The 14,763-nt window shown below is 71.1% G+C and carries 7 protein-coding genes; all 7 read right to left on the bottom strand.

The window, feature by feature from the left end; all coding sequences use genetic code 11:
* Nucleotides 1-573 precede the first annotated feature (573 nt).
* Nucleotides 574-4,485, bottom strand: a complete 3,912-nt coding sequence (locus ABD994_RS20390; protein WP_345419230.1) for a DNA-directed RNA polymerase subunit beta' — start codon at nt 4,483-4,485, stop codon at nt 574-576.
* Nucleotides 4,486-4,576: 91 nt separating this feature from the next.
* Complete coding sequence (rpoB, locus tag ABD994_RS20385; protein WP_345419227.1) at nt 4,577-8,062, bottom strand: DNA-directed RNA polymerase subunit beta; 3,486 nt, start codon at nt 8,060-8,062, stop codon at nt 4,577-4,579.
* 508 nt (nt 8,063-8,570) lie between these two features.
* Nucleotides 8,571-9,815: a hypothetical protein gene (locus ABD994_RS20380; protein WP_345419224.1), complete on the bottom strand. Its 1,245-nt coding sequence runs from the start codon at nt 9,813-9,815 to the stop codon at nt 8,571-8,573.
* A gap of 30 nt (nt 9,816-9,845) precedes the next feature.
* The gene (locus ABD994_RS20375; protein ID WP_345419221.1) at nt 9,846-10,334 is read right to left on the bottom strand and encodes a hypothetical protein; all 489 of its coding nucleotides are present in this window, start codon (nt 10,332-10,334) and stop codon (nt 9,846-9,848) included.
* A 159-nt stretch (nt 10,335-10,493) separates the two neighbouring features.
* On the bottom strand, nt 10,494-11,780 hold the full coding sequence (locus ABD994_RS20370) for an MCE family protein (protein ID WP_345419218.1): 1,287 nt from the start codon (nt 11,778-11,780) through the stop codon (nt 10,494-10,496).
* Nucleotides 11,777-13,036 carry an MCE family protein gene (locus tag ABD994_RS20365; RefSeq protein ID WP_345419215.1) on the bottom strand — a complete coding sequence of 420 codons (1,260 nt, stop codon included), beginning with the start codon at nt 13,034-13,036 and terminating at the stop codon, nt 11,777-11,779. Before ABD994_RS20365 ends, ABD994_RS20370 begins: the two co-directional genes overlap by 4 nt.
* On the bottom strand, nt 13,033-14,415 hold the full coding sequence (locus tag ABD994_RS20360) for an MCE family protein (protein WP_345419211.1): 1,383 nt from the start codon (nt 14,413-14,415) through the stop codon (nt 13,033-13,035). The genes ABD994_RS20365 and ABD994_RS20360 overlap by 4 nt, the downstream gene beginning before the upstream one ends.
* Between the last annotated feature and the right edge of the window lie 348 nt (nt 14,416-14,763).

Genomic DNA, 14,763 nt, shown 5'->3' with positions numbered 1-14,763 from the left:
CTCGCCTGCCCCGCGTCCGGCACACCTGCGGTGGCCGGCCCGTCTCCGGGGGCGCCAGGGTCCAGGGCTCGGACCGGCGCACCGCACGTCCGGGGCACGCGGAGCGACCCGACCACGTCGGGCACTGCCCACCAGGGTACGCGCCCGCACGAGGGCGCATGGCAGCGGGTCGGATCAGGGTGCCGGACGCCGCCTGCAGCGGCCCGGCGGCGCCGTCGGTGTCCTCGCCGCGGCCCCTCGGACGCCCTCGACCACCGTCGCCGATGGCCATGCCGACACGGGAGGAGTCACCGCGACGACCGGGCTGTTCGCGAGGATACCCCCGCGCCCCGTCGCGGCAAGCGACTCCTACCCCCGCCACACGAGATGTGCAACGCGCCACGTCCGGCCCGCATTCCGAGCGAGGGGCCCCTTCGCTCGGAACGGCCTCGCCCGTGATCCGGCGAGGGGCGCCCCTCGCCCGTCTACCCGAGAGGGTGCCCCTCGCTCGGGACCGAGGGGGCCCGGACACGACGAAGGGCGCCCCCGCCGTGGCGGGGACGCCCTCCGGTGTCCTGCGGGACTAGATCGGGGTCAGCGGAACTGCCCGAAGTCGTAGTCGTCGAGCGGGACCGCGGCACCGGTGCCGGAGCCGAACACGTCGGGGGCGTAGTAGCCGTCGTCGTAGCTCGGCAGGGCGTAGGCGGCCGCGCGGGCCTCCTCGGTCGGCTGGACCTGGATGTTCCGGTACCGGTTGATGCCGGTGCCGGCCGGGATCAGCTTGCCGATGATCACGTTCTCCTTCAGCCCCACGAGGCTGTCGGACTTCCCCTCGATCGCCGCGTTGGTCAGGATGCGCGTCGTCTCCTGGAAGGAGGCGGCGGACAGCCACGACTCGGTGGCGAGCGAGGCCTTCGTGATGCCCATGAGCACCGGGCGGGCCGCCGCCGGGTCGCCGCCCTCGGAGACCACCTTGCGGTTGGCCGCCTCGAACTCGGCGCGGTCGACGACACCACCGGGCAGGAACTCGGTGGCGCCCGAGTCGATGATCGTCACCCGGCGCAGCATCTGCCGGACGATGACCTCGATGTGCTTGTCGTGGATGGACACACCCTGCGACCGGTACACCTTCTGCACCTGGTCGACTAGGTGCAGCTGCACCTCGCGCGGGCCCATCACGCGCAGCACCTCGTGCGGGTCGGCCGTGCCCTCGAGCAGCTGCTGACCGACGCCGACGTGGTCGCCGTCCTGCAGCGGGCGCTCGGACCCGTCGGCCGCGATGGTCGCGAGCCGCTGGCGCTTGGACAGCTTGTCGTAGACGACCTCCTCGCTCCCGTCGTCCGGGATGAGGGTGATCTTCCAGAACTTGTCGCCGTCCTCGAGCTGGATGCGGCCGTCCACGTCGGCGATGGGCGCCTTGCCCTTCGGGACGCGGGCCTCGAAGAGCTCCTGCACACGCGGCAGACCCGTGGTGATGTCCTCACCCGCGACGCCACCGGTGTGGAAGGTGCGCATCGTCAGCTGCGTGCCGGGCTCACCGATCGACTGGGCGGCGACGATGCCGACCGCCTCGCCGACGTCGACGAGCTTGCCGGTCGCCAGCGAGCGGCCGTAGCACATCGCGCAGACGCCCTGGGCCGAGTCGCAGGTCAGGACGCTGCGGACCCGGACCTTGCCGACGCCCGCGCCCAGGAGGGCGTCGATCGCCTGCTGGCCGATGTCGCCGCCGCGCTCGAGCAGGACGTTGCCCGCGTCGTCGGTGACGGCCGAGGCCGCCGTGCGGGTGTAGACGCTGGTGTCGACGTGGATGTCGCGCACCAGGGTCCCGTCCGGGCCCTCCTCGCCGATCGGCATCGGGATGCCGCGCTCGGTGCCGCAGTCGACCTCGCGGACGATGACGTCCTGCGACACGTCGACGAGGCGCCGAGTCAGGTAGCCCGAGTCGGCCGTGCGCAGCGCGGTGTCGGCGAGACCCTTGCGGGTGCCGTGGGTCGAGATGAAGTACTCGACCACCGAGAAGCCCTCGCGGAAGTTGGACTTGATCGGCCGCGGGATGAACTCACCCTTCGGGTTCGCGACCAGGCCCTTCATGCCCGCGAGCTGGCGCACCTGGGTCATGTTGCCGGCCGCGCCGGACGCGACGATCTTGGAGATGGAGTTGTCCTCCGGGAAGTTCTCCTCCATCGCCTTCGCCACCTCCTCGGTGGCCTGACCCCAGATGCGCACCATCTCGTCGTTGCGCTCCTGGTAGGAGAGCGCACCGCGCTGGTAGCGCTTGTTGACCTGTTCCGCGCGACCCTCGTACTCGTCGAGGATCTCCTGCTTGCGCGGCGGCACGACGACGTCGTCGATCGCGATCGTGACCCCGGAGCGCGTGGCCCAGTGGAAGCCGGCGTCCTTGAGCCGGTCCAGGGTCATCGCGACCTCGGTCATCGAGTAGCGCTCGGCCAGGTCGTTGATGATCGCGGCCTGGCGCTTCTTCGGGAGCTGGTCGTTGACGAAGGGGTAGTCCTCCGGCAGCAGCTCGTTGAAGAGCACCCGGCCGAGCGTGGTGTCCGCGAGCCACGGCTTGCCGGGCTCGTAGGAACCGTTGGTCATGCCCGGACCGGGCACGACCGAGCCGTCGAGACGGATCTTGATCGGCGCCTGGAGATCGAGCGACCCCAGGTCGTAGGCCATGATCGCCTCGGCCGACGACGAGTACGCCTGGCCCTCGCCCGTGGTGCCCTCGCGGCGCTGGGTGAGGTAGTACAGGCCGGTCACCATGTCGAGGCGGGGCATGGCCAGCGGCTTGCCCGACGCCGGCGACAGGATGTTGTTCGCCGACAGCATGAGGATGCGGGCCTCGGCCTGCGCCTCGGCGGACAGCGGCAGGTGGACCGCCATCTGGTCACCGTCGAAGTCGGCGTTGAACGCCTCGCAGACGAGCGGGTGCAGCTGGATCGCCTTGCCCTCGACCAGCTGCGGCTCGAAGGCCTGGATGCCGAGGCGGTGCAGCGTGGGCGCCCGGTTCAGCATCACCGGGTGCTCGTTGATGACCTCCTCGAGCACGTCCCAGACCTGGCCGCGCTGACGCTCGACCATCCGCTTCGCGGACTTGATGTTCTGGGCGTGGTTGAGGTCGACCAGCCGCTTCATGACGAACGGCTTGAACAGCTCGAGCGCCATCTGCTTGGGCAGGCCGCACTGGTGCAGCTTGAGCTGCGGGCCGACGACGATGACCGAGCGGCCCGAGTAGTCGACGCGCTTGCCGAGCAGGTTCTGACGGAACCGACCCTGCTTGCCCTTGAGCAGGTCGGACAGCGACTTGAGCGGGCGGTTGCCCGGCCCGGTCACCGGCCGGCCGCGGCGGCCGTTGTCGAACAGCGCGTCGACGGCCTCCTGCAGCATCCGCTTCTCGTTGTTGACGATGATCTCGGGCGCGCCGAGGTCGATCAGTCGCTTGAGGCGGTTGTTGCGGTTGATGACCCGGCGGTACAGGTCGTTGAGGTCCGACGTCGCGAAGCGGCCACCGTCGAGCTGCACCATCGGGCGCAGGTCCGGCGGGATGACCGGGACGCAGTCGAGCACCATGCCGGTGGGCCGGTTGCCGGTGGCCTGGAAGGCCGCGACGACCTTGAGGCGCTTGAGCGCGCGCAGCTTGCGCTGCCCCTTGCCCGAGCGGATGGTCTCGCGCAGGTTCTCGGCCTCGGCCTCGATGTCGAAGGTCTCCAGGAGCTTCTGGATCGCCTCGGCACCCATGGCGCCGGTGAAGTAGTCCGCGTAGCGGTCGTAGAGCTCGCGGTAGAGCGTCTCGTCCGAGATCAGCTGGGCACGGTCGAGCTTGGTGAACGTGGTCCAGACCTCGTCGAGGCGGTCGATCTCGCGCTGCGCACGGTCGCGCAGCTGGCGCATCTCCCGCTCGCCGCCCTCCTTCACCTTGCGCCGGACGTCGGACTTGGCGCCCTCCGCCTCCAGCTCGGCGATGTCGGACTCGAGCTTCTGCGCGCGGGCCTCGAGGTCGTTGTCGCGCTGGGTCTCGAGGCGCTTGCGCTCGCCGACGATCTCGTTCTCGAGCGTCGACTGGTCGTTGTGGCGCTGGTCCTTGTTGACGTCCGTGATGACGTACGCCGCGAAGTAGATGATCTTCTCGAGGTCCTTGGGCGCCAGGTCGAGCAGGTAGCCCAGGCGCGACGGGACGCCCTTGAAGTACCAGATGTGCGTGACCGGCGCGGCCAGCTCGATGTGGCCCATGCGCTCGCGGCGCACCTTGGCCCGGGTCACCTCGACGCCGCAGCGCTCACAGATGATGCCCTTGAAGCGGACGCGCTTGTACTTGCCGCAGTAGCACTCCCAGTCCCGCGTCGGACCGAAGATCTTCTCGCAGAAGAGTCCGTCCTTCTCGGGCTTGAGCGTGCGGTAGTTGATGGTCTCGGGCTTCTTGACCTCGCCGAAGGACCACTGGCGGATGTCGTCGGCGGTGGCCAGACCGATCCGCAGCTCGTCGAAGAAGTTGACGTCGAGCAAAGGTTCTCCCCTGGATGGGTGAGCTGTTTCGTGAAGAGGGTCCGCGTTCCCCGGGCCGGCGCGGTCGGCCCCGGCCCGGGGAGGCGAGGCGCTAGTTGACGACGTCGTCGACGGACGGCGACTCGTTGCGCGAGAGGTTGATGCCGAGGTTGGCGGCCGCGCGCTCGAGGTCCTCGTCGTCGCCGTCGCGCATCTCGATGGCGGCGCCGTCCGAGGACAGCACCTCCACGTTGAGGCACAGCGACTGGAGCTCCTTGAGCAGCACCTTGAACGACTCGGGGATGCCGGGCTCGGGGATGTTCTCGCCCTTGACGATCGCCTCGTAGACCTTGACGCGGCCGAGCACGTCGTCGGACTTGATCGTCAGCAGCTCCTGCAGCGTGTACGCCGCGCCGTAGGCCTGCATCGCCCAGCACTCCATCTCGCCGAAGCGCTGGCCACCGAACTGCGCCTTACCGCCCAGCGGCTGCTGGGTGATCATCGAGTACGGGCCGGTGGACCGGGCGTGGATCTTGTCGTCCACGAGGTGCAGCAGCTTGAGGATGTACATGTAGCCCACCGCGATCGCGTGCGGGTAGGGCTCACCGGTACGTCCGTCGAAGATCTGCGCCTTGCCGTCCTCGCCGACCAGCCGGACGCCGTCGCGGTTGGGCAGCGTCGAGCCGAGCAGCCCCGAGATCTCGGCCTGCCGGGCGCCGTCGAACACCGGCGTCGCGGTGTTCGTGTCGGGCTCGACGTAGCGCATGTCGTCGGGCATGTTCACGGCCCACTCGGCGGTGTTGTCCGGGTCGACCTCCCAGCCGCTCTTCGCGATCCACCCGAGGTGGGTCTCGAGCACCTGGCCGATGTTCATGCGTCGCGGCACGCCGTGGGTGTTGAGGACGATGTCGACCGGCGTCCCGTCGGCGAGGAACGGCATGTCCTCGACCGGCAGGATCTTGCCGATGACGCCCTTGTTGCCGTGGCGGCCGGCGAGCTTGTCGCCCTCGGAGATCTTGCGCTTCTGGGCCACGTAGACGCGGACCAGCTCGTTGACCCCGGGCGGCAGCTCGTCGTCGTCCTCGCGCGAGAACACGCGGATGCCGATGACCTTGCCGGTCTCGCCGTGCGGGACCTTCAGCGAGGTGTCGCGCACCTCGCGGGCCTTCTCACCGAAGATGGCGCGCAGCAGGCGCTCCTCGGGGGTCAGCTCGGTCTCGCCCTTCGGGGTCACCTTGCCGACGAGGATGTCGCCGTCCGCGACCTCGGCGCCGATGCGGATGATGCCGCGCTCGTCGAGGTCGGCCAGGACCTCCTCGGAGACGTTCGGGATGTCCCGCGTGATCTCCTCGGCACCCAGCTTGGTGTCGCGGGCGTCGATCTCGTGCTCCTCGATGTGGATCGAGGTGAGCACGTCGTCCTGCACCAGGCGCTGGCTCAGGATGATCGCGTCCTCGTAGTTGTGCCCCTCCCACGGCATGATCGCCACGAGCAGGTTCTTGCCCAGGGCCATCTCACCGTCCTCGGTGCACGGCCCGTCGGCGAGGACCTGTCCGGCCTCGACGCGGTCGCCCTCGGAGACGATCGGCTTCTGGTTGATGCACGTGCCCTGGTTGGAGCGCGTGAACTTGTGGAGACGGTGGGTCGTGCGCTGACCCTCGTCGTCCATGATCGTGATGTAGTCCGCGCTGAGCTCCTCGACCAGGCCGGCGCGGTCGGTGGCGATGACGTCACCGGCGTCGACGGCGGCCCGCAGCTCCATGCCCGTGCCCACCAGCGGCGACTCCGAGCGCAGCAGCGGCACCGACTGGCGCTGCATGTTGGCGCCCATCAGCGCGCGGTTGGCGTCGTCGTGCTCGAGGAACGGGATCATGGCCGTCGCGACCGACACCATCTGGCGCGGCGAGACGTCCATGTAGTCGACGCGGGTCGGCGCGATGAGGTCGACGTCGCCACCCTTGCGGCGGACGAGGACGCGCTCCTCGGAGAAGTGGCCGTCCTCGTCGAGCGGCGCGTTGGCCTGCGCGACGACGAAGCGGTCCTCCTCGTCCGCGGTGAGGTAGTCGATCTGGTCGATGACGACCCCGTCGACGACCTTGCGGTACGGCGTCTCGATGAAGCCGAACGGGTTGACGCGCGCGAAGCTCGACAGCGACCCGATGAGGCCGATGTTCGGGCCCTCCGGCGTCTCGATCGGGCACATGCGGCCGTAGTGCGACGGGTGGACGTCGCGGACCTCCATGCCGGCGCGCTCACGCGACAGACCGCCCGGACCCAGCGCCGAGAGCCGGCGCTTGTGGGTCAGGCCCGCGAGCGGGTTGGTCTGGTCCATGAACTGCGAGAGCTGCGAGGTGCCGAAGAACTCCTTGATCGCGGCCACGACCGGCCGGATGTTGATCAGGGTCTGCGGCGTGATGGCCTCGACGTCCTGCGTCGTCATGCGCTCGCGCACGACGCGCTCCATGCGGGAGAGGCCCACCCGGATCTGGTTCTGGATGAGCTCGCCGACGGTGCGCAGGCGACGGTTGCCGAAGTGGTCGATGTCGTCGGTCTCGACCGGGATCGGGCCGGAGCCGTCGGGCGCCTCGGACTCGGTCTCCCCCGCGTGCAGGCGCACGAGGTAGGAGATCGTGTTGATGATGTCGTCCTCGGTCAGCGTGCCGGTCGACGGCTCGACGTCGGAGCCCAGCTTCTTGTTGACCTTGTAGCGGCCGACCTTCGCGAGGTCGTAGCGCTTGTCCTTGAAGAAGAGGTTCTCCAGCAGCGTCTGGGCGCTCTCGCGCGTGGGCGGCTCGCCCGGACGCAGCTTGCGGTAGATGTCGAGCAGGGCCTCGTCCTGCCCGGCCGTGGAGTCCTTCTCCAGGGTGGCCAGCAGCGTCTCGGAGAAGTGGAACTTCTCCTGGATCTGCTCGGTGGTCCAGCCCAGCGCCTTCAGCAGCACGGTGACGGGCTGGCGGCGCTTGCGGTCGATGCGGACACCGACGGTGTCGCGCTTGTCGACGTCGAACTCCAGCCAGGCGCCGCGGCTGGGGATGATCTTGACGCTGTAGACGTCCTTGTCCGTCGTCTTGTCGACCGTGCGGTCGAAGTACACCCCGGGGGAACGGACGAGCTGCGAGACGACGACGCGCTCGGTGCCGTTGATGATGAAGGTGCCCTTGTCGGTCATCACGGGGAAGTCGCCCATGAAGACCGTCTGGCTCTTGATCTCACCGGTGGTGTTGTTGGTGAACTCGGCGGTGACGAACAGCGGCGCCGAGTACGTCATGTCCTTGTCCTTGCACTCCTCGACGGAGGCCTTGACCTCGTCGAAGCGCGGGTCGGAGAAGGACAGGCTCATCGAACCGGAGAAGTCCTCGATGGGGGAGATCTCGGAGAGGACCTCCTCCAGGCCACCGACGGGGAGCTCCTCACCCGCCTCCACGCGACGCTCGAACCACTCCTCGCTGCCGACCAGCCACTCGAAGGACTGGGTCTGCAGGGCGAGCAGGTCGGGAACCTCGAGGGGCTGGTCCAGCTTGGCGAAGGAGACCCGGGTGGGTGCCCCGGGGAACGACGCGTGGTGGTTCGAGACCTTGGTGGCGCGGGTAACTGCCAAGATGCGTCCTTCCGGAACAACGCTGTCTGAACGCTGTCAGTAGCTGTACCGTCCGGGAGCAGCGCAGCGGCCCGGGCGGCGGTGACGCGGCCCGGGCGTCGGCACACGGGTGGGCGAACAGACGTAGGGCAGCGCGATCCGACAGTCTAGCCACGCATGATGGCACCTGTCGAACGGCCCCCCTCGTGACGCGCCGGGAGGGATGCTCCGCCGAGCGGCGGGATCGACCTCCGGGGGTCTGACGCGGGGTGCCGCGCTGCGAACAGAGTGACCGCCCGTGCCCCCGGAGTCAAGTGGGACGCGCAGGGTGTCGTCCGCTCGGCCGGTCCTTCCCGGTGCAGGTCAGGGCACACGTGAGCCCCGGACGTGGCGGGCACGGTCTCCGGCGGCGGCGCGCGCACTGTCCCCGACGCGACGAAACCGGGCGGGCCACCCTCGATGGGGTGGCCCGCCCGGTGGGGTCGTGCGTGCTGCCGCGGGAGGTCGGCGACCGGTCGGGCGCCGGCGGTCAGCGGTTGGCGGTCAGCGGCGTCAGCTCGGCGAGCTTCCAGCGCCCGTCGACGCGCTGCATGTCGAGGCGCAGCAGGCCCGGGGCGTTGGTCGACTGGCCCGTGGTCGTGCGCTGGGCCGAGAACTGCGTCAGCGCCATGACCTCGGCGCGGTCGCCGCGCATCGACACCACGCCGATGTTGACGACCGTCGCCGACTGCTTGAGCTGCTGCTGCAGCGCCGGCTGGCGGATCGTCTGGTCGAACACGGCCATGTACCGGTTGGTGAAGTCGCCGGTGGACATGGTCCGCGCCGCCTCGGCCGAGTCGTCGAGGCGCGTGAAGTCGTACGAGAAGATCTTCTCGATGGCCTCCCGGCTCTGCCCGACGAGCTCGGCGGTGCCGCCGACGTCGACGACGGCCTGGTTGCTCACCGGGCCGTCGGTCCACGCCTTGCGGCCCTGCCAGAACGCCAGGCCCGCCACCGCGAGGCACACGACGATGACGACGACGAGGGTGATCGGCAGGGCCCGCGAGCCGGCGAAGCGCGACAGCGCGTCGCGGCCCTTCGCGAACCGGCGCTGCGGCGCCGCCTCGGGCTCGGCCATCGCCCGGCGTCCCCCGGTGCGGACCGGCCGGGAGGCGCGCGTGGGCGACGCGGTGTCACCGCCGCGGTCGCGGCGCCCCGGACGCTCGGTGGTGGGCGCACCGCCGGGCCGCGGCGTCATGCCCGTGCGGCGGCGCGTGCGGTCGGCGCCCTTGGTGGTGGTGGCCGTCGTCGTGGTCGCCGCGGCCGCGGTCGTCGTCGCGTCCTCGTCGGCGGCCGCGGTCTCCGTGGACTCCGTGGTCGCCGTCGTCTCCGCGGCCTCGATGGCTGCCGGCGCGTCGGTGGCCCCCGTCGCCGGGGCCTCGTCGGGCGCCGCGGCCGGCAGGGCCTCGGTGTCCGTCGCCGTGGGGGCGCCGGGCTCCTCGGCGACCGGCGCGGCCGGGACCTCGGTGGTCGCGGTCGTCGCGGTGGCCGGCTCGGCGGGCTCGGCGGCCGTCGCCGGGGTCTCGGGCCGGGTCTCGGTCTCGACCTCGGGCTCGACCGGGGGCGCCGACGTCGCCAGCACCGTCCTGGGCGCCTCCACCTCGTCGTGGAGGTCGGAGGCGTCGGGGCCGTCGAGGTCGGGGCCGGCCGCGCCGGCGTGGGCGTGCTGACGCAGGCCGGCGACCTTCGGACGGCGGGTCGTGGAACCGGGCTTGGTGCGGGAGCGGGGTGGCACGGTCACTCCCCCTTTCTCTGGGTCGCCGCGCTACTGCTGGCCGGTCGAGGGCGTCGCCTTGGCGGCCTTCCAGCCGTCCGGCGTACGGACCATCTCGACGAGGAACAGCTGTTGCTTGGTCTGGGGAGGCGCCGTGGCGCTGCGGGCGTTGACGTCGATCGCGACGATCGCCGAGGCCGTCGGCGGGTCGTGGAGCGGGTCGAAGGCGGTCAGGGCCGCGGAGGCCGGCGTGGCGACGACCTCGGCCTGCGCCTGGCGCAGGTTCTCGGTGAACTGCTGCCGCACCCGCTGGTACTCACCGAGCATCGGCTCGGTGAGCGACGACTGGGCCGCGTCCATGTCGGCCTCGAGCGTGTTCGGGCGCACGGTGTTGATGTTGACGACGATCTGCGTGGCGGCGTCGACCGCCTCGTCGCGCATCGCGGCGGCACTCGCGTTCTCGCTCTGCGTGCCGTCCCACCAGTAGTAACCGGTCCCGATCGCCGCCGCGAGGGCGAGGACGGTCAGGATCGCCAGCACCGTGATGGTCCGCCGCCGGCGGCTCTCGGCCGTCGTGGCGGCGTCGGGGGTGCCCTCGTCGTTCTCGGTGGCCTCGGGGGCCGTCTCCGTCGCGGACGTGGCGCTCAGCTCCTCAGGTCGTCCGCCGGGGCTCGGGGTTCCCGGCGGGTCGTGCTCGGGTCAGCCGCCCAGCCCCGGAATGATCACCGGAGGTGCGCCGCGCTCACTGCCCGCGAGGACACCGCCCGCCGGCAGCGAGGCCAGCGCCGTCGTGTCCTGCTGGTTATTCTGCGACGCCCCGGATCCGCCGGCGGCAGCGGGGCTGCCGGGGTTCTCCGAGTTGTAGGGCGCGGGCAGGTTCTGGGCCCCGCGGACGTTCACCGGCGGCGCCTCGTTACAGCGGACGCTGGTGTCCATCGGGATGAAGGTCTGGTCCGTCGCCGGCCGCCAGCCCGCGTCGGGCTGGAGATAGCCGTTGGTGCAGTAGGGCGGGTCGGCGAGGTTGAGCACGAGGCCGAAGTGCACCCGGCCGTCGGGACCGGGGTCGCCGGCGTCCTGCAGTACCGACGGGGCCGCGGCGGACAGCGCCGGGTAGGTGACGAGCACCTGCTCGATCGCCGACTGCCGGGGCTCGAGGATGCGCGTCACCGTCAGCAGGTTGGCGATCGTGCGGCTCAGGTCCGGCCCGACGTCGCGGATCAGGCCCTCGAGCTCCGTCGCGGCCGGCGGGGCGGACGCGACGAGGCGCCGCAGGTTCGGGTCGTCGGCCTTCAGCTGGGCGGTGAACAGCTGCAGGTCGCGGCTGAACGAGATGATCTGCGGACCCAGGGAGGCCTGCGTGGTCAGCACGACCCGCCCGTCGCGCAGCAGCTGCGTCGTCTGCGGCAGGTTGCGGATGGCGTCCGGGATCAGCACGTTGCTGGCGTCGAGCAGGCGCTGCAGCGACGGCCCGGCGCGGTCGAACGCGTTGTAGAGCTCGTCGACCGTCGTGCGCAGCTCGGGCAGGGGCACCGACGTCGCCAGGGCGTTGACGTCGGCGAGCAGCTCGTCCACCGGAACGGGGGTGCGGGTCTGCTGCACGGGGATGACCGAGTCCTCGTCGAGGAACGGCCCGTCGTTGTTCGGCGGACGGAGGTCGACGTACTGCTCACCGACGGCCGAGCGGTTGGCGATCACGGCCATCGATGAGGCCGGCACCTGCGGGGAGTCCTGCTCGATCTCGAGGTCGACCTCGAGGCCTTGCGGCGTGACCCGCATGTCCCCGACCTTGCCGATCTCGACGCCGCGGTAGCTCACCGAGGCGTCCGGGAAGATGCCACCGGAGTCGGCCAGCTCGACCTTGACCGTGTACGGGCCGAGGCCGATCAGCGAGTCGGCGCCGACGTAGCGCAGGCCGACGTAGCCGATGCCCACGATCGAGATGACCGCGAACAGCGCCACGAGGCGCAGCGTCTTCGTGCCGATCATCCGCCGGTCCCCCCGCCGTTCGCCGCGCCGCCGGCGGCACCGCCGTCTGCGCCACCGTTCGCGCCACCGGTCTCCGTCGCCGTGCCGGTGCCGCCGAGACCCGGCAGCTGGGGCACCAGGCCGGGCGTGTTCCGCGCGGCGGCGCCGGAGCCCGCCTGCGGTGTCGTGCCCGGCGCCTGGAGCAGCTTGAAGATCGCGTCCACGCCCGGGACCTCGGGGCTGTTGAGGAGCGTCGTCAGCAGCTGCTGCAGGTTGATCTGCAGGCTCACGTCGATGTTGGCGAAGTCGCCCTTGATGACGTTGAGCGAGTTGTCCGCGAACGGGATCGTCAACAGGATCTGCAGCGACCCCGGCAGGGCGTCGCCGGCCTCGACGAGGTTGGCCAGGATCGGCTGCAGGGCCCGCAGGTCCGCCACCGTGTTCGCCTGGCTGCGCCGGATGACGTCCACCCCGACGTCCGAGAGCCGGTTCAGCGACTGCAGGGTCTGCACGAGCAGGCCCCGCTGCTGGTTGAGCACGTCGAGCCCGGGCCCGAGGTTGTCGATGACGTTCGCGATCTTGGCGCGCTGGTCGACCAGCGTCCGGGTGAGGCGCTCGAGCGAGTCGATGGCCCGGACGATGTCCGCCTTCTGCCGATCGAGCGTGCCCACGAGCGTGTCGAGGTTCGTCAGCAGCGAGCGTAGTTGCGCCTCGTTGCCCGTGGTGGCCGCGTTCAGCTCGCGGGAGATCGTCTGAATCTTCTCGACGCCGCCGCCGTTGAGCAGCAGCGAGAGGGCCCCGAGGACCTCCTCGACCTGCGCGCCGACGTCCGTGCGGTCGACCGGGATGACGGCGCCGGGCCCGAGGCGGCCCTGCGGCGGCTCCATCGGCGAGGGCAGGAGCTCGACGAACTTCTCGCCGAGGAGGCTCGTCTGGCGCAGGCGGGCGGTCGCGTTCGCCGGCAGCACCACGGCGCCGTTGACCTCGACCGTCACCTGGGCGGTCCACCCGTCGGGTGCGAGGCTGACGTCGCGGACCACGCCGACCGGGACGTCGTTGACGCGCACGCTGTTGTTCGGCACGAGGTCGACGACGTTGGTGAACTGCGCGGTCACCGTGTAGGGGTCCGGCCCGAGGGCCGCGCCGCCGGGCAGCGGGAGTTCCTGGAGCGACTGCACGCCGCAGCCGGTCAGCGCGAAGAGCGCGACCACGAGCAGCGTGAGGACCCGGGTGCGGCGCCGCGGCAGGCCGCCGGGTCGCGACGTCGGCCGCGTCACCGGCCACCTCCGGTGGTGTCGAACCCGAGGATCCCGCTGCCCGGTTGGGTCGGGGTGGCTCCGGCGCCACCGCCGGCGGCACCGTCACCGGCAGTCGTCCCGCCTCCCGCTGCGCCCGCCTGTGGCGCCGGCTGTGCGGTGATCGGGACGAGCGCGTTGAGCGTCTGCTGGTTCTTGAACAGGTCCAGGAGGTTCTGCACCGGAGCCAGCGAGACGCCCAGGGGCGAGTTCCCGACGATCTCGCCCTGCTTGTTGGTGCCCCCGAGCAGCGCCCCGCAGACCACCGATGCCCGCGCCACGTTCGTCAGGAGCGGGTCTGCCGGAGCGGCCAGGGCGTTCGGGAGCCCGGGCTGGTTGACCAGCAGGCTGCAGAGCAGCGCCCGCGGGTCGAGGCCGGCACCGAGCAGCTCGGGTGAGAGCACCGGGCGCACGTCGAGCGTGCCCGACTTGGCGTTGTAGGAGTTCGTGAGGTTGCCCAGGGCCAGCGGGGCAACGTTGGTGAACTCCGTCAGCGCCGCCCGCTGGCGCACCAGGATGTCGGTGATGCGGGCGAGCTGGCCGACGTCGGTGCGCAGGCCGTCACGGTTCTCCCGGACGAACCGGGCCACGTCGTCGAGCGCCGTCGGCAGGGTCGCCAGCACCGTCGACAGGTTGCCTCGCTCCGAGGCGAGGAACGACGAGATGTCGGCGAGCTGGTTGTTCAGGTCCCGCACGGCGCCGTCGTTGCGCGCGAGCATGTTCGTGAACTGCCCGAGGTTGTCGACCGTGGCGAACAGGTTGTCGCGGTTGTCGGCGAGGGTGCCGACCGCGCCGCCCAGCTCGGTGATCGTCTGCTTGAGCAGCTCGCCGTTGCCGCCGAGGGCGCCGGCCGAGGAGCGGAGCAGCTGGTTGAGCGCGCCCGACTGGTTCGCGCCGTTGGGGCCCAGCGACTTCGCGATGGTGTCGAGGCTCTGGTAGACGCGGTCGAGCTCGACCGGCGTGCCGGTGCGCTCCTCGGGGATGACCGCGCCGTCGGCGAGCTGCGGCCCGCCGTCGTAGGTCGGGCCCAGCTGCACGTACCGGTCGCTGACCAGCGTCGGTGCGACGATGACGGCCTGCGCGTCGGCACGGACCGGGGCGTCGTTGTCGACCTTCAGCACGACCCGGACCACGTTGCCCTGGGGCACGATCGCGTCGACCGAGCCCACCGGGATGCCCTGGATCGTCACCTCGTTGTCGACGTAGAGGCCGACCGTGTTGTCGAAGTAGGCGGTGACGGTGCGCTGGCTGCCGCGCTGGAGCGCGTACCAGAGCCCCAGCGTCGCCAGCAGGGCGATCACCAGCGCCGCGGCCAGGGTGCGCGACGCGCTCTCGAAGAACGTGACGAGACGGTCCGACATCAGTTGCCCCCGCCGTTGCCGCCCGCGGCGCCGCCGCCGGCCTGACCGGCCGGTGCGGCACCGGCGGGTGCGGCACCGGGGAGCGCACCAGCGCCCCCTGCGCCGGCGAGCGCCGTGGTCAACGCGTTCAGGTTCGGCACCCCGTTCGGGAAGAGGATCTGGAGCTGCTGCGGCGTGAGCCCGTTGGGCGGGCCACCGCCCCCGAGCAGCGTCGTCAACTGCGTGAGCTGCGCCGGGCTGAGACCGGCCACCGCCTGGGCCAGCGCGGCCGGCGTGGCCGGGAGCCCGCCCGCACCGAGCTGGGCCAGCGCGTTCTGCAGGCTCTGTGTGAGCAGCGCCGGGTTGATC

Origin of the sequence: Actinomycetospora chlora (genome assembly GCF_039542135.1) — a bacterium.
GTDB lineage: Bacteria > Actinomycetota > Actinomycetes > Mycobacteriales > Pseudonocardiaceae > Actinomycetospora > Actinomycetospora chlora.
Note: the sequence above shows the minus strand (reverse complement) of the source record. Positions and strands in the feature narration are given on the sequence as shown.